The sequence below is a fragment of the Streptomyces sp. 2114.4 genome, assembly GCF_900187385.1.
GTDB lineage: Bacteria > Actinomycetota > Actinomycetes > Streptomycetales > Streptomycetaceae > Streptomyces > Streptomyces mooreae.
On sequence record NZ_FYEY01000001.1, the window covers coordinates 3,228,075 to 3,245,090 of the forward strand.

The 17,016-nt window shown below is 72.6% G+C and carries 14 protein-coding genes and 1 tRNA gene; 12 read left to right on the forward strand and 3 right to left on the reverse strand.

The features are described 5' to 3' along the window. Nucleotides 1–31: 31 nt before the first annotated feature. Nucleotides 32–880, forward strand: a complete 849-nt coding sequence (locus tag CFW40_RS13925) for a MerR family transcriptional regulator (RefSeq protein ID WP_371127295.1) — start codon at nucleotides 32–34, stop codon at nucleotides 878–880. A 25-nt stretch (nucleotides 881–905) separates the two neighbouring features. Here CFW40_RS13925 and CFW40_RS13930 read toward each other — a convergent pair whose 3' ends face one another. After that, nucleotides 906–2,858 (reverse strand): BTAD domain-containing putative transcriptional regulator, encoded by a 1,953-nt coding sequence (locus tag CFW40_RS13930; protein ID WP_256331473.1) that lies wholly within the window; start codon nucleotides 2,856–2,858, stop codon nucleotides 906–908. Nucleotides 2,859–3,214: 356 nt separating this feature from the next. On the opposite strand from CFW40_RS13930, the gene CFW40_RS13935 reads away from it, so the two are divergent. Then, a complete protein-coding gene (locus CFW40_RS13935) occupies nucleotides 3,215–3,727 on the forward strand; it encodes a stress protein (RefSeq protein WP_088798187.1) in 513 nt (170 codons plus the stop codon). A 128-nt stretch (nucleotides 3,728–3,855) separates the two neighbouring features. Here the strand turns inward: CFW40_RS13935 and CFW40_RS13940 are convergent, their stop codons facing one another. Next, on the reverse strand, nucleotides 3,856–4,659 hold the full coding sequence (locus CFW40_RS13940) for an exodeoxyribonuclease III (protein ID WP_088798188.1): 804 nt from the start codon (nucleotides 4,657–4,659) through the stop codon (nucleotides 3,856–3,858). Nucleotides 4,660–4,788: 129 nt separating this feature from the next. On the opposite strand from CFW40_RS13940, the gene CFW40_RS13945 reads away from it, so the two are divergent. From CFW40_RS13945 to CFW40_RS13990, 10 genes are all read left to right on the forward strand, one after another. Beyond that, nucleotides 4,789–5,277 carry a GNAT family N-acetyltransferase gene (locus CFW40_RS13945; protein WP_088798190.1) on the forward strand — a complete coding sequence of 163 codons (489 nt, stop codon included), beginning with the start codon at nucleotides 4,789–4,791 and terminating at the stop codon, nucleotides 5,275–5,277. Nucleotides 5,278–5,411: 134 nt separating this feature from the next. Further along, nucleotides 5,412–6,341: an ABC transporter ATP-binding protein gene (locus CFW40_RS13950; protein ID WP_088798192.1), complete on the forward strand. Its 930-nt coding sequence runs from the start codon at nucleotides 5,412–5,414 to the stop codon at nucleotides 6,339–6,341. Further along, entirely contained in the window at nucleotides 6,338–7,390 is a 1,053-nt protein-coding gene (locus CFW40_RS13955; protein ID WP_088798194.1) for an ABC transporter permease subunit, read from the forward strand. Before CFW40_RS13950 ends, CFW40_RS13955 begins: the two co-directional genes overlap by 4 nt. A gap of 232 nt (nucleotides 7,391–7,622) precedes the next feature. Beyond that, nucleotides 7,623–8,018 (forward strand): GntR family transcriptional regulator, encoded by a 396-nt coding sequence (locus tag CFW40_RS13960; protein ID WP_088798196.1) that lies wholly within the window; start codon nucleotides 7,623–7,625, stop codon nucleotides 8,016–8,018. A gap of 198 nt (nucleotides 8,019–8,216) precedes the next feature. Continuing rightward, nucleotides 8,217–8,996 (forward strand): MerR family transcriptional regulator, encoded by a 780-nt coding sequence (locus CFW40_RS13965; RefSeq protein ID WP_088798197.1) that lies wholly within the window; start codon nucleotides 8,217–8,219, stop codon nucleotides 8,994–8,996. Nucleotides 8,997–9,158: 162 nt separating this feature from the next. After that, on the forward strand, nucleotides 9,159–10,427 hold the full coding sequence (locus tag CFW40_RS13970) for a glycosyltransferase (protein WP_088798199.1): 1,269 nt from the start codon (nucleotides 9,159–9,161) through the stop codon (nucleotides 10,425–10,427). A gap of 149 nt (nucleotides 10,428–10,576) precedes the next feature. Then, complete coding sequence (locus tag CFW40_RS13975; RefSeq protein ID WP_088798201.1) at nucleotides 10,577–11,146, forward strand: M23 family metallopeptidase; 570 nt, start codon at nucleotides 10,577–10,579, stop codon at nucleotides 11,144–11,146. A 91-nt stretch (nucleotides 11,147–11,237) separates the two neighbouring features. Further along, the gene (locus tag CFW40_RS13980) at nucleotides 11,238–11,669 is read left to right on the forward strand and encodes a helix-turn-helix domain-containing protein (protein ID WP_088798203.1); all 432 of its coding nucleotides are present in this window, start codon (nucleotides 11,238–11,240) and stop codon (nucleotides 11,667–11,669) included. After that, complete coding sequence (locus CFW40_RS13985; RefSeq protein WP_088798205.1) at nucleotides 11,666–12,517, forward strand: alpha/beta fold hydrolase; 852 nt, start codon at nucleotides 11,666–11,668, stop codon at nucleotides 12,515–12,517. The genes CFW40_RS13980 and CFW40_RS13985 overlap by 4 nt, the downstream gene beginning before the upstream one ends. 145 nt (nucleotides 12,518–12,662) lie before the next feature. Continuing rightward, a complete protein-coding gene (locus tag CFW40_RS13990) occupies nucleotides 12,663–16,211 on the forward strand; it encodes an AAA family ATPase (protein ID WP_088798206.1) in 3,549 nt (1,182 codons plus the stop codon). A gap of 676 nt (nucleotides 16,212–16,887) precedes the next feature. On the opposite strand, the gene CFW40_RS13995 is transcribed toward CFW40_RS13990, so the two are convergent. Continuing rightward, a tRNA-Ala gene (locus CFW40_RS13995) sits at nucleotides 16,888–16,960 on the reverse strand. Nucleotides 16,961–17,016 lie beyond the last annotated feature (56 nt).

Consider the following 17,016-nt stretch of genomic DNA (forward strand, 5'->3'; position numbering starts at 1 on the left):
CGTGCCGCACCCCCGGGCATAGGCTGAGCCCGTGGCAGCGAACGAGAACCCCGAGGACGCGGGCGCGGAAGCGGCGGCGCACCCCCCGGCGCGCGAACTGCGCATGGCCGACCTGGCCAGGGAGGCCGGTATCACGGTCCGTACGCTGCGCTTCTACCGCGAGCGCAAGCTCATCCCGCCGCCGCGCCGCGAGGGCCGGATCGCTTGGTACAACGAGCACCACCTCGCCCGCCTGCGCACCATCGGCGCCCTCCTGGAGCGCGGCCACACCCTCGGCGGCATCGCCGAACTCCTCTCGGCCTTCGACACCGGCCGCGATGTGCGCGAACTGCTGGGCCTGGACGACACCTTGGTGGCGCCCTGGTCCGAGGAGACGCCCGTCCGCCTCACCCCCGAAGAACTCGCCGACCACTTCAGCGAGGACATCACCCCCGAAAACCTCACCACGTCCCTGGACATCGGCTACCTGGCCGTCGACGGCGACGAGTTCGTCCACATCAGCCGCCGCCTGCTGGACGCCTCCACCGAACTCGTGGGCCGGGGGATCCCGTTGGCCGACGTCCTCGAGGCCGGCCGGCAGGTGCGCGCCCACGCCGACGCCCTCGCCGGCATCTTCGCCACCCTCATCCGCACCCACCTCCTCTCCGACGCCCACTCCCGCACCTCGGCGGGCGAGCCCCCCGGTCCCGACGAGGCCGGCCGCATCGCCGAGACCGTCGACAGGTTCCGCCCGCTCACCAAGGGCGTGGTCGAGGCCGAACTCTCCATGGCCGTGGACCGCCGCGTCCGCGCGGAGCTGGCGACGTGGCTGCGGGAACACGGGCGAGAGCGGGACGGGGAGGGGGCGCGCGGCAACACGCAGGAGCAGGACGGGGAATGAGTGCGCCCGGCCGGGCGGTCGCGGCTCATCCGGGTCCCGTCCGCACCCCGGCCACGTGGTCGGACAGGCGCCGCAGGGCGAGGTCACGGTCGGCCGGCGACTCCTCGGACGCGACGAGCTTCCCGGCGTAGACGCGCACCAGCCCGGTCCGCGCGAAGTGGCCCCCGGCCTGCTCTTCGAGGAGGTGCGCCTCGCACAGCTCGGCGAGGTGCCGGCGGGTGCGCGGCAGATCCTGGCCGGCCAGCGCGGCGGCGGCATGGACCTCCACGTCCGGGCCGGGGACGAGCCCGAGGAGCCGGAACAGCCGCGCGGCACCGCTCGACAGTGCGCGGTAGCTGAGCGACAGACCGGTCTCCATGGACAGGTCCGGATCGGCCGCGGACAGCTCGCACAGCCGGTGCCGCTCGTCGGCCAGCTTCTTCGTCCAGTCCGCCAGCGACCAGCCGACGTGTGCCATCAGCCGTGCGGCGGCGATCCGCAGCGCCAGCGGCAGCCGGTCGCACCGCTCGACGAGTTCCCTGGCGGCGGCGCCCTCCGCCGCGATGCGCTGCCGCCCCAGCGCGCTCCCCAGCAGCTCCAGGGCGTCGTCAGCGGGCAGCGGGCCCACCGTGACCAGCGCCGCCCCGTCGCGGATCATCAGCCCGCTCAGCCGCCGCCGGCTGGTCACCACGGCCAGCGTGCCCGGCGTCGCGGGCAGGAGGGGGCGCACCTGCTCGGCCGTCCCGGCGTTGTCCAGCACCACGAGCATCCGCCGCCCGGCGAGCAGTGAACGGTAGAGCGCCGAGCGCTCCGCCTCGGAGTCGGGGATCGTCGCGTCCGGTACCCCCAAGACCTGCAGGAACCTCCCCAGAACGGTGCCCGGCCGCATCGGGGGACGCTCGAAGCCCCGGAGGTCGACGAAGAGCTGTCCGTCGGGGAATTCGGCCTTGACCCGGTGCGCCCAGTGCACCGCCAGGGTGCTCTTGCCGGCCCCGCTCCCGCCCGCGAGCACCACACAGCCCGGCCCCGGGACCCGGTCCAGGGTCTCGTCCAGCGCGTCGACCTCCCTCGCCCGTCCGCAGAAGTCGGCTATTGCGGGCGGGAGTTGGGCCACGATTGAGGGCGCGGCGGGCCGGAGGTGTGCGGCGGAAGGCGGGACGGCGGACGGGAGCTGCGCGACGGAGAGAGGTGCGGCGGCGGGGAGTTGCCCGACGGAGGACGTCGGGCGGTCGGCGGCGTACGGCACGGCGGGACGGGGGCCGGCCGCCGGGGGACGGCCGGTGAAGTGCGGCACTGCCGCCGGCTTCCCGTCGAGCACCGCCAAATACGTCTCGCTGAGGGCGGGGCCGGGATCGATGCCCAGCTGGTTCTTCAGGTGCCGTCTGGTCCGGTGGTAGTGGCCGAGGGCTTCGGCCTGTCTGCCGCTCGCCTGCAGCGCACGCATCAGCAGCGCCGTCAGCTCCTCGTGCAGCGGGTGCTCCGCGAGATGGGCGGTCAGCTCCGTGACCACTTCCCCGTATCTGCCGAGCAGCAGCAGCTTGCCGCCGAGCTCCTGCAGCGCCGCCACCCTCGCCTGGGTCAGGCCGACGCCCAGCGTCCGTCTGACCCGGTCGCCGGGCACGTCCGCCAGCGCCTCACCACGCCACAGACCGAGCGCCTGGCGCAGTTGCCCGACGGCGGTCCACGGCTCGGCCTCACGGGCGCCGGACACCAGCTCCCGGAACCGGTTGACATCCACCGCCCCCGGGTCGGCGATCAGCACATACCCCCCGCCGCGGGTGGCGATTTCGGCCTGCCCGGCGAGCAACTGCCGCAAGCGGTGCACATGGTTGTGGACCACGCCTCTCGCCCTGGCCGGCGGGTCCGCGTCCCACGCCAGGTCGATCAGCCTGCCCACCGGGATCACGCGATTGACCTCGCTGATCAGAATCGCGGCCACGGTGCGCAAGCGGCCCGCCCCCAGGCTCAGCAGCCGCCCATTGTTCACTTCGATTTCCACCGGCCCCAGTAGCCGCAACTGAACCATTGTGCCCTCGAGTTCATGCCGTCGATGCGCGCAGAGCAAACCGCCCTTTTGCCAGAAAAGACCACCGGCGGGAAGGCAAAGTTCCGTTTGTCGTATCGCTCTCACTATGTGGACACGGAAGGTGTTCTGACGGAGGGTCAGTGAAATGTGCGGACCACCTGCGAAGTACGTGATCACACTGTGAGCGGTTCATGAGCGAGGCCGCGAAACATCCTTCCTGTGCCGGTCGCAGCGGCCATCCCCTAGCAGCTGCCCGGGCCGGCTCTCCGGTCCCCGAGACCCTGTCGGGGACCGGAGAGAACTGCCATCCGTACACATGGAGGAGAACCATGGTTACCAAGACTGTCGTGAAGAAGGGCCTTGCGGCCGCGGCGCTGTGCGCGGCGCTGAGCGGCACTGCCGTCGCCTTCCCGGCGACCGCGTCGGCCGCCCCGGCCGCTGCTGCCGCCGCCGCTGGCGAGTCGCCGGTCAGCGTCGGCGCCAACGCCAACGTGAACTTCAACGTCGACGTTCTCGGCATCGCCAACAAGATCGAAGCCGCGGTCAAGACCGCCCAGAACCGCGAAGGCTTCGTCAAGAACCTGATGGAGACCGCGTTCTACGAGAGCGGCCAGCACTACAACGTCATGGTCCACAACCTCAGCCAGCCGTACGAGGACAAGCTGAACGGCGTGAAGCAGTACGGCTCGGCCACCTATGACGGCGTCACCTACGGCATCTGGATCTTCGAGGACGGCGAGTTCACGAACCAGGGTGACGGCGGCTACATCAACTGGGCCTTCCGCGGCGTCTGGGAGCGTCCCGACAACGGTGGCTACGTGAAGTTCTCCCGCATCGCCTGAGGCACCGGCCGGAGCACTGACCACGCCTCCCGCTGCATGACGGCCCGCCGCATTCCGGTGGGCCGTTTCTGCTGCGCGAAAGCGTCCCGGCCGCGCCGGCCCGTACCGGCCGCCGCGGCCCCGGCCCGCTAGCGATCGAAGACGACCGTCACCGGCGCATGATCGGACCACCGCTGGTCATGGCCGGCCGCCCGCTCCACGTACGCCTTCACCGCACGCCGCGCCAGACCGGGCGTGGCCATGGCGTAGTCGATGCGCCACCCCGCGTCGTTGTCGAAGGCGCGGCCCCGGTAGGACCACCAGGAGTACGGGCCCTCGGTGTCCGGGTGCAGGCCGCGGACGACGTCCACATAGCCGCCGCGGGTCTCGTCGAGGACATCGGTCAGCCAGGCGCGCTCCTCCGGGAGGAAGCCGGACTTCTTCCGGTTGGCCTTCCAGTTCTTCAGGTCGGCCTCCTGGTGGGCGATGTTCCAGTCCCCGCACACCACCACCTCACGGCCGTCCGCCGCGGCCCGCTCGCGCAGGCCGACGAGGTAGGGCAGGAACTCCGCCAGGAAGCGTTCCTTCTCGTCCTGCCGCTCGGTGCCGACCTCACCGGAGGGCAGGTAGAGGCTGGCGACGGTCACACCGGGCAGGTCCGCCTCGACGTACCGCCCGCTGTCGTCGAACTCCGCCGACCCGAATCCCACCCGGACCCGCTCCGGCTCCCGCCGGGTGTAGAGCGAGACCCCGGCCCGGCCCTTGGCCGCCGCGGGGGCGTGCACGGTGTGCCACCCCGCGGGCTCCCGCACCTCCTCCGGGAGCTGAGCGGTCTCGGCCCGCACCTCCTGCAGGCAGAGCACATCGGCCGCGGTCCCCGCCAGCCACGGGACAAAGCCCTTCCTGGCCGCGGCACGCAGCCCGTTCACATTCACGGTGGTCACGGTGAGCACAACATGCTCCTTGGTTTCGCAGGCGGGAGGAGGCCGCCCCCACACTGACGGGGGTTGCGGCGAGCATCCCGGCACGATACCCATCCCCGGACCTCATCGCGCCGGGCGCCCGCCCGTACGATTTCTGGAATGGAGATACGCCCCGTCCGCTACGACCACCCCGACGCGGTCACCCTCGACGCGCTGGTGCAGCAGGAGTACGCCCGGCGCTACGGCGACGACGGCGACGTCACCCCGCTCGCCCCGGAGATGTTCACCCCGCCGCGCGGCACGTATCTGATCGCGTACGACGGCACCCGCCCGCTGGCCACCGGCGGGTGGCGGCTGCAGGAGGACGCGGCGGAGGGGTACGAGATCGGCGACGCCGAGATCAAGCGGATGTTCGTGCTCCAGGAGGCGCGCGGGCGGGGGCTGGCCCGGCGGATCCTGGCCGCCCTGGAAGCGGACGCGCGGGCCGCGGGGCGCTCCCGGATGGTGCTGGAGACCGGCACCAAGCAGCCCGAGGCACTGGAGCTGTACGCCTCCAGCGGCTATGTGATGGCCGAGAAGAAGTTCGGGCTGTACCGGACCTACGAGAACAGCCGGTGCATGACGAAATCGCTGGTGGAGCGCGTCTGAGGGACACCGGGCCGACGCCCGCCGGCCTGCCCGCTTGCGTGTGAGCACGGGCGGGGTCGTGACTGTTGTTGACACGCCTCCCGGGCGCTCCCCATACTCATTCCACTAATCAACTAGCTAAAGGGGGGATCCGGGTGAGTGACGCGAGCCCATGGGCCATCGAGGCCGAAGGACTGGGGAAGAAGTACCGCCGTGGCTGGGCGCTGCGGGACTGCTCCTTCCGGCTTCCCGCCGGCCACATCTGCGCACTCGTCGGACCGAACGGCGCGGGCAAGAGCACGTTCCTGGGCACCGCGACCCGGCTGGTCCAGCCGACCACCGGCACCCTGAAGCTGTTCGGCGTCCCGGTCTCCGACCCCGCCGTCCTGCAGCGGGTCGCCTTCCTCGCGCAGGACAAGCCGCTCTACCCGCGCTTCACCGTGGCCGAGACCCTGCGCCTGGGCCGTGAGCTGAACCCGCGCTGGGACCAGGCACTGGCCGAGCGGATCGTACGGTCAGGGAAGGTGCCGCTCAGCGCCCGGATCGGCACCCTCTCCGGCGGCCAGCGCACCCGCGTCGCCTTTGCGCTCGCCTTCGGCAAACGGCCCGAGCTGCTGCTGCTCGACGAGCCGATGTCCGACCTCGACCCGCTCGCCCGGCACGAGCTGTCGGGGCTGCTGATGGCCGAGGCCGCCGAGCACGGCACCACGGTCCTGATGTCGTCCCACATGCTCGCCGAGATGGAGGTCATGTGTGACTACCTCCTGGTGCTCGCCGAGGGCCGGCTGCGGATGGCCGGCCAGACCGACGAGCTGGTGCCCGCGCACCTGCTGGTGACGGGCGTGGCCGGTGACGACGGCGGGGTGCCCGAGGAGCTGCGCCGGCAGCACACCGTGGTCGAATCCCGGGTCACCGGGCGGCAGTTCAGCGCCCTGGTCCGACCGCACGGCCCGCTCTCCGACAGCTGGGACTCGCTGGCGCCGAGCCTGGAGGAGGTCCTGCTCGCCTACCTGCGCTCGCCCGACGCGCCCACCCTGATCGCGGACGAGGCCCGCACCGACGGACCGCACGAGGCCGCCGCGTGAGCCGGACCGGCACCGCCGTCACACCGGGCGGGACGGCCCCGGCTGCGGACACGGGCACGGCTGCGGACGCGGATACGGGCAGCGGCCCCGCCGCCGCGGCCGCGGTCCGCCGCGGACTGCTGCACGGCCTGCCCTGGCTGGTCTGGCGCCGGCACCGCGCGCTGCTGCGCACCGGCCTGCTGATCACCGTCGCGGGCTGTGCCACCTTCGCCTACCAGCGCATCGGCCTGATGGACTTCCTGCACACCGAGGGCGCCTCGGCGGGCGCCGGAAGCCAGGTGTCCCAGGAGTTCCAGAACGCCTTCGGCACGATGTTCAGCCGGGATGTCGAATTCCTGCGGCTCCTGCCCCTGCTCACCGGCCTGTTCCTCGGCGCCCCGCTGATCGCCGCCGAGCAGGAGCGCGGCACCCTCAAGCTGGTCACCACCCAGTCCGCGAGCCGCGGCCGCTGGCTCGCCGCCACGCTCGGCCTGCCGCTGGCACTCGTCGTACTGTGCACCACCCTGCTGTCCGCCGCCTTCACCTGGCTGTGGTCCCCGGCCCACGCCCTGGTCGCCGACGGCGACTGGCTGGGGAGCGGCGCCTTCGACACCACCGGACCGGTACCGGTGGCCATGGCCCTGTTCCTGACGTCCTGCGGTATCGCCCTCGGCATGCTGATCAGGCGGGTGACGGCGGCGATGGCGGCCACCGCCGTCCTCTCCGTGATCGCCTCCGTGATCTGGGACGAAAAGGTGCGCGCCCTCCTCGGCACACTGCGCAGCGTCAGCTACCCGTACGACGGCGACGGCCCGTCGCTGCCCGCCGCCTCCGTACGGATCGACGACTGGGTGTCCACCAGGGGCGGCAGGCTCTACGGCTTCGGCACCTGCACCACCGGCGACACCGGGGCCTGCCGGGCCAAGCTGGGCATCGTCAACCGGGTGACCCAGTACTTCGACTACGGACAGATGGCGGGGATGCAGTGGCTGGGGGCGGGGATTCTGCTGGCGCTGGCGGCCGTGGTCCTCGCGTGCGCCGTCTGGCGGGCACACCGGCGGCCGCTCTGAACGGCGCGGCGCGCGGCGGACGGTGCGGGCGGCGGCCCGTGGATTCCGCGCGCGGGAGGAACGCCCCGGGCGGCGCTTTGACACCCGGCACGGCCGGGCCGATCATCAAGCGGTCGGGCAGCACGGTCCCGGCGGCCCACAGGGCGGCACCCGCGGCCCACGAAGCGGGGCCCGCGGCCCACAGCGTGGTAACCGCGGCCCGCGGGGCGGCACCGGTGAAAGCAGCAGAGAGGTGGTGAGCGTCGTCGAATTCCGCATCGACCGTCGCAGCGGCGTCGCCACCTACCTCCAGATCGTCCAACAGGTCCAGCAGGCACTGCGATTGGGCATCCTGGTGGAGGGCGACCGGCTGCCGACCGCCGCGCAGGTCGCCGCCACGACCAAGGTCAACCCCAACACGACCCTCAAGGCCTACCGCGAACTGGAGCGCGAGGGCCTGGTCGAACCGCGCCCCGGCCTCGGCACCTTCGTCAGCCGTACCCTCGCCCGCCCGGAGTCCGCGGCGGACGCCCTGCTGCGCGAAGAGCTCCGCTCCTGGGTGGACCGGGCCCGCGCGGAGGGGCTGGACCGGGAGGACGTCCAGGCGCTGATGAACTCGGTGCTGCAGGACCGGTATCCGCAGGGCTGAACCGGACGAAGCCGGCGGGCGGTGCACCGGGCGGGCCGGCCCCCGTGCCCCGACCGCGCCCCCGACCGCCTTCTCCCCCGCCCCGCTTGACCCTCACCCCACGTCAGGTTCCACCCTGAAGGACGGCACGGCCCGCCACCGGTGGCACCCCACCGGGAAGGAAGGGCCGGCCGGACGGACGGGATGAAAGGCGCTGCGATGAGTTATTCGGTCGGGCAGGTCTCCGGATTCGCGGGCATCACGGTGCGCACCCTGCACCACTACGACAAGTCCGGCCTGCTCTCCCCCAGCGACCGCAGCGCCGCCGGCTACCGCCTCTACAGCGATGCCGACCTTGCCCGGCTGCAGCAGATCCTCTTCTACCGGGAACTGGGCTTCCCGCTCGACGAGATCGCCACCATCCTCGAAGACCCGCAGGCCAACGCCCTCGACCACCTCCGCGCCCGGCACCGCAGCCTCAACGACCAGATCGCCAAGCTGCAACGGCTGGTCGAGGTCGCCGAGAACGCCATGAAGGTCCAGGAGACCGGCGTGCAACTGACCCCCGAGGAGCGCTTCGAGGTCTTCGGCGAGCTGACCTTCGACCTCACCTACGCCACCGAGGCCCGTCTGAAGTGGCAGCACCTCGAAGGCCACCAGCGCTCGATGGCGCGGGCCGCCGCGCACTCCAAGGAGGACTGGGCGACCCTCATGGCCGAGCACGCCGACTGGCGCCGGCGGCTGACCGCCGCCTTCGACGCCGGGGAGCCCGCGGACGGCGAGCGCGCCATGGACCTCGCGGAGGAACAGCGCCGGCACATCACCCGCTGGTTCACCCCCTGCCCCACGGACATGCACGGCCGGATCGCCGACGACTTCGCCGCCGACCCCCGCGCGTTCGCCCTGGTCGTCCCGCCCAGCGAACAGCGGCCCGGCCTCGCCGCGTATGTGCGCACCGCGGTGCACGCCAACGCGGTACGCCAGTCCCCGGCGTCCTAGGGATTCCCCCGGGGGCCTCTCAGGGCTCCCCCTTCCGGGCCCCACCAGGACCCGCCGCCGAACTCCCGCCTGCCCCGCGCCCCCGGGCCGCGCCGCCCTGCCCCCACCGTGCCGCGGCCCCGTCCTCCCTGACTCCCTCCCTGCCCAAGAAGGCCGGCCCCCATGACGAACATCCTGATCACCGCCGCCGGATCGTACGGCGACGTCGCCCCGTACACCGGCGTGGGCGCCCGGCTCCGCGCGGCCGGCCACGAGGTCACCCTCGCCACGCACGACACCTACGCCGGCCTGGTACGGGCCGCCGGCCTGGAGTTCCGCCGCCTGCCGGCCGACCCCCGCACCCGCCGCCCCGACGCCGCCGGACAAGCACAGCCCGCCGGCCCCGCCGGCAACCGCGCCCTCATGCGCCGGGCCGCCGCCTTCATCGAGGAACTGGGCGGCGGAATCGCCGACGCCGCCCGCCCGGACACCGGCCTCCTCCTGCTCTCCGCCACCACCGCGCCACTCGGCCACCCTCTCGCCGAGGCGATGAACATCCCGTACCTGGACCTGCCCCTCGTACCCGGCGCGCCCACCGGCGACTTCGCCCCGGTCGTCAGCGGCGGACGCTCACTGGGGCGCCTGGGCAACCGCGCCGCCGGCCGCCTGTCGCTCCGCGTCATCGACCGCCTCTACGCGGCCGCGATCCGCGACCTCCGCGCCCGCCTCGGCCTGCCGCCCGCCACCGCCCGCGCGGCCCGCCGCCGCGCCGAAGCCGCCGGCCGGCCGGTCCTGCACGGCTTCAGCGAGGTCCTGGTGCCCCGCCCCGCGGACTGGCGTACCGGCCTGGACGTGGTCGGCAACTGGTGGCCCTGGCACGCACCGGAGGCCCAACTCCCGCCCGTCGTCGAGGACTTCCTCGCCGCGGGCCCGCCCCCGGTCTTCATCGGCTTCGGCAGCATGGCGAGCGGCGACGGTGCACGCCTGAGCGCCCTCGCGGCAGCCGCCCTGCGCCGCGCCAAGCTCCGCGGCATCCTCCAGTCCGGATGGGCCGGGCTGACCACCCGGCACACCCCCGGGCACGACGACCTGCTCACCATCGGCGACGTCCCGCACGCCCTCCTCTTCCCCCGGACGGCCGCCGTGGTCCACCACTGCGGCGCCGGAACCACCGCGGCGGGACTGCGCGCAGGCGTCCCCACCGTCCCGGTCCCGGTCACCGCCGACCAGCCTTTCTGGGCCGCCCGCCTGGCCTGGCTGGGCGCGGCCACCGCCCCGATCCCCTTCGCCGACCTGTCCACCGACCACGCCGTCGACCGTCTGGCGCACGCCCTCACCCAGGCCACCGCCACCCCCGACCGCCGCCACCGCGCCACCGAGGCCGCCCACCGCCTCGCCGCCGAGGACGGTGCGGGCCAGGTCCTCAAGGCGGTCGAACGCCTGGGCGCTTGAGGCGCCCCGCCCGCCCCCGCACCGCCGCGCCTCCCCATCCGGCCGCCCGGCCCAACGAGGCTCACCCGCCCGGCCAACCTCCACCCGTTCGGCGGCCCGGCGGCCCGCCCCGGGATGCGACCATCCGCCACAAGGCGTGGGCTCGCCACATGACCCCATTCCGCATCCGCCCCCCGCTCCGCAGAATGCTGCTGCATGCCATAGCCACGGCGGCCATGGGCGGTCTCCTCACGCTGACGGCCTCCCAGGTGGCCCACGCCGCCGCGCCCACCGCCGCCGGCACCCACTCCGGCAAGTGGACCCACCCCACGACCGCGCACTACCGCATCAGCTCGCCCTACGGCGCCCGCGGCCACTGGCGCGCCGGCCACCACACCGGCATCGACCTCGCCGTCCGCTCCGGGACCCGGGTCAGCTCCGTGGGTTCGGGCACCGTCGTCCTCGCCAGGAGATCGGGCGCCTACGGCAAGGCCGTGACGATCCGGATGAACGACGGCCGCTACATCCTCTTCGGCCACCTCTCGCGCATCACCGTCCGCCCCGGCCAGAAGGTCCGCGCCCGCACCCGCCTCGGCTACAGCGGCGCCACCGGCCGCGTCACCGGCCCCCACCTCCACCTGGAGGTCCGCAAGAACCGCCGCTACGGCTCGGACATCAACCCCCTCACCTACCTCGCCAGACACGGCGTCCGCCTCACCTCACGGTCCTTCACCCGCTGACCCTGCCCACGCCTCCCCACTCCCCGGCACTCCTCAAACTTCCCTAACCTTCCCTATTTCATCGCCTAACAGGGAACGTTAAGGTACTTTCATGAGCGAGCACTTCTACTCCGTGGAGCAAGTCGCCGAACGCCTCGGCCTGCACGTACGCACCATCCGCGGCTACGTACGGGACGGACGGCTCCCCGCGGTCCGGATCGGCAAGCAGTACCGGATCGCGCACCAGGACCTGGAAGCGTTCACCGGCCGTCCGGTGCCGGCGCCCCCGGGCGACACCGACGGGCGGCAGCGGCATGCCGAGGTGTCGAGCATCGTGGAGATCGACGGGGTCAGCGCCGAGACGGCCGACCGCCTGACCATCCTCCTGGTGGGCTCGGCGACCAACGGCCGGCGCGGGGACGAGCCGCTGCGGATCGAAACGGCCTACGACCGGGAGCGGGCCCGGATGAAGATCATCGTGCTGGGCGGCCTGGGAGCCACCGCCCGGCTGCTCGACTACGTGGAGGGGGTGCTCTCGTCATGAGCACGATTTACCGGTCCGAGGCCGGCGCGAACGAGATCCAGCGGCGCTATCAGGAGGCGCTGCAGGCCTGGCCGGTCGCCGCCGAGCACCTCCGGTTACCGACCCGTGAGGGCGAGACCTTCGTCATCGCCTCCGGCCCCGAGGACGCCCCGCCCCTTCTGCTGTTGCACGGCAGCGGGGCGAACGCGACGGTGTGGCAGGACGACATCGCCGCCTGGTCCCGGCATTTCCGTACCTACGCCGTCGATGTCATCGGCGAGCCCGGCAGGAGCGCACCGTCCCGCCCGCCCCTCGCCTCCGACGCCCCCGCGCGGTGGCTGGACGACGTACTGAAGGGGCTCGGCATCACGGACACCGCGATCGTCGGGATGTCACTCGGCGGCTGGCTGGCGCTGGACTACGCCACCCGCCGGCCGGAGCGGGTGACCCGCCTGGGCCTGCTGTGCCCCGGCGGCGTGGGGAGGCAGAAGATGGGCGTGGTGTTCACGTTCCTGCTCCTGCGCCCGTTCGGACGCTGGGGAGCGCTCCGGTCGGCGCGGGCCGCGACCGGCCTGGACACGCCGCGGACCCGGCACCTTCTCGACCACGTGATGCTGACCTTCCAGCACTTCACGCCGCGCACGGAGCGGCTTCCCGTGTTCCCCGACAGCACGTTGCGCCGCCTGACCATGCCGGTACTGGTGACGGCCGGCGCCCGCGACGCCCTGTTCGACTCCGCCGAGACCGCCCGGCGCATGCGCCGTTGCGCCCCGCACGCGACCGTGAACCTGCTGCCCGAGGCCGGACACGCGCTCCTCGGCCAGACCGCCTCCGTCCTGGCCTTCCTCCGCGGCTGCCCCTCCGGCTGACCCCTCCCACTGCCCCTCCGGCAGGGCCGGCCGGAGGAACTGATGTGATGACCATTCGTCACCATCCCTTCTCTGATAGTTATGTGAACGGGGTACGGGCGCAGGCCCGTAGCGGCATCTCGTGGACGCCGCAGGGAGGAAGCACATGAGCGCCACCACACGCGACGAGGTCATCGCCGTCGAGCAGAAGGCGGTGGACCACGCCTACGACTGCTACCGCGCGCGGCTGGCCCAGATGAGCGGGACGTCGGCCGCCACGGCATCGGCGAGCGGCAAGGACAGCATCGCCAACCGGATCGAGGCGGAGGCGCGGGCCGAGGCATACGACGGGCTCGGCGACGAGTCGCTGGTCTTCTCCCGCGTCGACGCACCGGAGGAGCCGGGCGGCGAGGACCGCCCCTGGTACATCGGGCGACGAGGCGTGCGCGACGCCGTGAACGAACCGGTGGTCCTGCTGTGGACCAGCCCGCTGGCGAAGAAGTGGCTGGAGGCGCGGCCCGAGGCGCCCGGCGAGGTGAGCCTGCGACGGCAGCTGCGCTGTGTGCAGCGGGTGGTCAAGGGCTACTTCGACGAGATCGCCAGGGCGGCCCCCGCAGCCCCCGTATTACCCATCGCGCCCACCTCACCCGCGCCCGTCCCGGCGCCGCGGCCGGCCGCGGACGACTCCCCGCCGGCGGCCACGCCCGGGACCCCCGTCGCGGCGCCGGGGAAGGAGCGCCCACCGTCCCGTACACCCGGCGATGCCGCCCGCCGCCGGCGCCACAAGACGCTCCAGCCGGACGACTTCCTGCTGCAAGAGCTCCAGCGGTCCCGCAGTGGCCGTATGCGGGACATCGTCGAAACCATCCGCCGGGACCAGATGGACCTGGTCACGGGCTCCCCCTCCGACATCCTCGTGGTGCAGGGCGGTCCGGGCACCGGCAAGTCCGCGGTCGGTCTGCACCGCGTGACCTGGCTCGTCAACAACGAGCACTTCAAGGCCCAGGACATCCTCGTCATCGGCCCCCACCAGCGGTTCCTCGATTACGTCGGACAGGTCCTGCCCACCCTCGGGACGCGAAACGTCAACGCCGTCCAGCTGACCCGCCTGTGGGACGGCGAGATCCTGGGCACCGACACCCCGCGGGCGCGGCTGGTGAAGTCGGACGAGCGCATGGCGGCCGTCCTGCGGCGCCGGGTCGAGAACGACTGCCGGCCCGAAGTCCTCGACGACCTCACCACCGCCCCCTCCTTCGAGGGCGACGAGCCCGCCGTCGTCGTCACCGCCGGCAGCACGACCCTGCGCGTCCCGCGGAGCGAAGTCCTCGCCCTCCTCGACGAGGCGCGGGGCGGCGACGGCGCCTACCGGGAACGCCGCGAACGCTTCCGCAGCCTCTTCGTCGACCGCCTGCTGCAGGAGCTCGCCGCCATCGCCCCGCGCCGCGGACAGGGCGGTACGATCCGCCGCGACCTGGAACGCAACCGCCGGGTCGAACGGCTCGTGGACCGCATCTGGCCCTCGCCGGGCGCCAGGGAGGCCCTGCGCACGCTCTACGACTCGGCCGACCTCCTCGCCACCTGCGCCGCCGGACTCCTCGACGAGGACGACCAGGCGGTCCTGCACCGCCCCCGGGCCGCCACCGCCGATGCCGACCCGTGGACCCTCGACGACCATGTCTGCCTCGAAGAACTCCGGTTCCTCATCTCCGGGGAGGTCCCGAGGCGCTACGGACACATCGTCGTCGACGAGGCGCAGGACCTCACCCCGATGCAGGCCCGCGCACTGCGCCGCCGTTGTGCGGCGGGCGGCTCCATGACGGTCCTCGGCGACCTCGCCCAGGCCACCGGCCCCCACACCCACACCAGTTGGGACCGCCTCGGCACGCTGCTGTCCGACCACGGGGACTGGCGCGTCGCCGAGCTGACCACCAGCTACCGCGTGCCCGCGGAGATCATGGAGTTCGTGGCGCCCCTCGCCCGTGCGGTCGCCCCGGCCCTGCCCTACCCGCAGGCCGTACGCGAGGCGGGCGACGACGCCGTACGGACCCTGGCGACCGAACCGTGGAAGCTCCTGGACGACACCGCCGCCCAGGTCACCCGCCTGGTGGGCACCAGCGACGGGAACACCCCGCGTTCCGTGGCCGTCATCGTCCCCGACGACTCGGGCTGGCTCGACGAGATCAGCCGCCATCTCGACGAGCGCGCCGGCCTCACCGGACAAGGCCGCGAGACCGTCTCCGTCCTGGCCGCCGCACAGACCAAGGGCATGGAGTACGACCACGTCCTGGTCGTCGAGCCCGCCACCATCGCCGACCGCGGCCCGGCCGGCCCCCGCCAGCTCTACATCGCCCTCACCCGCAGCACCCAGAGCCTGACGGTGCTCCACACCTCCGCCCTCCCGGACCTCCTGACGCACCCCGCCGGCACCCTCGACACGGACACCGACGTCCCCTTCGAACCCACCGAACCACCCGCCACCGAAGCCGCCGAAGCCCCCGAAGCCGCCGAAGCCCCCGAAACTGCCGAGGCCGCCGAGGCCGTCGAAGCCGTCGAAGCCGCATCCGGCACCGCACAAGTCGCCGTCCCCCAGATCGGGACCGACATCCGCGTACGGGTCATCGGCCCCGGGCCGGGCGGCCGCTACAAGGTCAAAGCACTGGCCCCCGAGACCGACCGCCCGCTGGTCCTGACCGTCCGGCACGGCTCCGCTCCCCCGCGGCGAGGCGAGAAACTGGACTGCTGGGTCTTCGCCAACGAGACCAACCAGAGCGTGCTCACCACCGACCAGCGCGGCCGCAAGCCCCTCTCCCCCACGATGGCGGAACGCTACGCGGCGGCACTCGACGTGCTCGACGAGCTGCTGACCGGCGACGGAAGCGTCCCCCAGGACGCCCGCAGCCGGCTGTCCGATCTGCAGGGCATGGCCCACCGCGTCCTCCGCCGCGAACAGGCGGACTGGGTGGACGTACGGCGGGTGCTCGGCTCCCCGGACCGACACCGTCTGGGCGTGCTGCGCGACCTCATGGCGGGCGCCCACCGCGCGCTCAAGGACCGCACCCTGGACACCGGCCGGCTGCGGCACGACCTCACGCACTCCGGCTGGACCCAGGCCCTGACCGAAGCCCGGAAAACGCTCCGGACCCGCCTCGCCACCGAGCCCGACACCGGCCCGGACTCCGAAAGCGCCCCCGCTGCCCCCGTCATCCCCGTCGCCCCCGCGCCTCAGCCCGACCAGAAGGAATCCGCCCCCGTGCCCACCGACGCAGACGTTCCCACCGCACCGGCCGTGACCACGAAGGAGGGATTCCTGCGCGCACTGGAGGCCTCGGCCGCCGCCGACCGCACCTGCAGGAAACACGAGGCGGTGCGCCTCGCACTGAAGTCGGCCCTGCTGTGGGCAGACCTCCAGCCGGCCGAATCCCCCCTCGTCGACGTCAGCTGCGTCACGGACAGCGGCTTGTTCGTCTACGAGGTGCTGGGCGCCGGCCGCTCCACGTACGAAGACCTCCGCTCGGGAGCAACCCGTCTCCTGGAGATCAACCACACTCTGCCCACTCCGGCCGACAGCCTCTATCTCGTCCTCTCCGAACCGCCCGCGGAGGACTGGTCGGCCGAAACCGTCCGCGAAGTCTTCGACGTCCACGTCCGGTGGCACACCCCGGACAGCTGGGGCGGCGACAACACGGAGTCCGCGCTGATCCCCGGCCGGAACTAGGGCGTGTCGCCCTAGGCGAGCAACCCTGACACCGTGACGCCAGGTCAGAACTGCTGCTGCCGGTTTCGGCACGGCTGCGCATACCGTCCAGAGACGGCTTCCGGCTGTCGGCAGTGGCCTGCAGGGCTTGCGACAACGACCAGCCCCGCAGGGAGGCCGCAGCGTCCTTGGTGGCGCTGATCGCCTTGCGCTTCTTGTCCGTCATGTCTTCGGAAATCGAGTCCTCCGCATGAGCGGCGGCGCGCAGTTCCCCCGGATCGACGGACGTCGTGGACGACACTCTCCTGTGCCCTCCCCCGAATCCAGATTCCGCCTGACAATGGCAACGGCCCGTTGACAGAGGGAGGTTGGTGACCGTGCGCGTACAGAGGCTCCGGTGCGTCCCCAGCCCCGGCCACGGCACCTTCGGTCGTCGTGCCGGCTTCACGATCGCCGCCCCTCGCAGCCCGACGTGCGCCCCCGGGTCGCCGCCCTGCAGCTGCTCCGGTGCACCAAGATCGCGATAACCATGAAGATCCACACGCAGGTGCCCCCAAAGCCGACCCGAAAGGCACTGCGGAAGCGGGGGGCAAGAATCTTCGGCCATCCGCTGACCCCGCGCAGCTCCCGTCCTTCACTGTTGCACGACAGGAAAAAGCCCCCACCGGATCATCCCGGTGGGGGCTTTGACGCGCTGTGGACCTGAGGGGATTCGAACCCCTGACCCCCTCGTTGCGAACGAGGTGCGCTACCAGCTGCGCCACAGGCCCTTGCGACGAGTGAAACTCTAGCATCTCGGTCGCGGTGCTCGGAAATCGCTTGCGGT

What these genes read in the sequence shown, in the direction of transcription:
- CFW40_RS13935 (WP_088798187.1), top strand. Translation starts at nt 3,215, where the DNA reads ATGGTTACCAAGACTGTCGTGAAGAAGGGCCTTGCGGCCGCGGCGCTG.
- CFW40_RS13945 (WP_088798190.1), top strand. Translation starts at nt 4,789, where the DNA reads ATGGAGATACGCCCCGTCCGCTACGACCACCCCGACGCGGTCACCCTC.
- CFW40_RS13965 (WP_088798197.1), top strand. Translation starts at nt 8,217, where the DNA reads ATGAGTTATTCGGTCGGGCAGGTCTCCGGATTCGCGGGCATCACGGTG.
- CFW40_RS13970 (WP_088798199.1), top strand. Translation starts at nt 9,159, where the DNA reads ATGACGAACATCCTGATCACCGCCGCCGGATCGTACGGCGACGTCGCC.
- CFW40_RS13975 (WP_088798201.1), top strand. Translation starts at nt 10,577, where the DNA reads ATGACCCCATTCCGCATCCGCCCCCCGCTCCGCAGAATGCTGCTGCAT.
- CFW40_RS13980 (WP_088798203.1), top strand. Translation starts at nt 11,238, where the DNA reads ATGAGCGAGCACTTCTACTCCGTGGAGCAAGTCGCCGAACGCCTCGGC.
- CFW40_RS13985 (WP_088798205.1), top strand. Translation starts at nt 11,666, where the DNA reads ATGAGCACGATTTACCGGTCCGAGGCCGGCGCGAACGAGATCCAGCGG.
- CFW40_RS13990 (WP_088798206.1), top strand. Translation starts at nt 12,663, where the DNA reads ATGAGCGCCACCACACGCGACGAGGTCATCGCCGTCGAGCAGAAGGCG.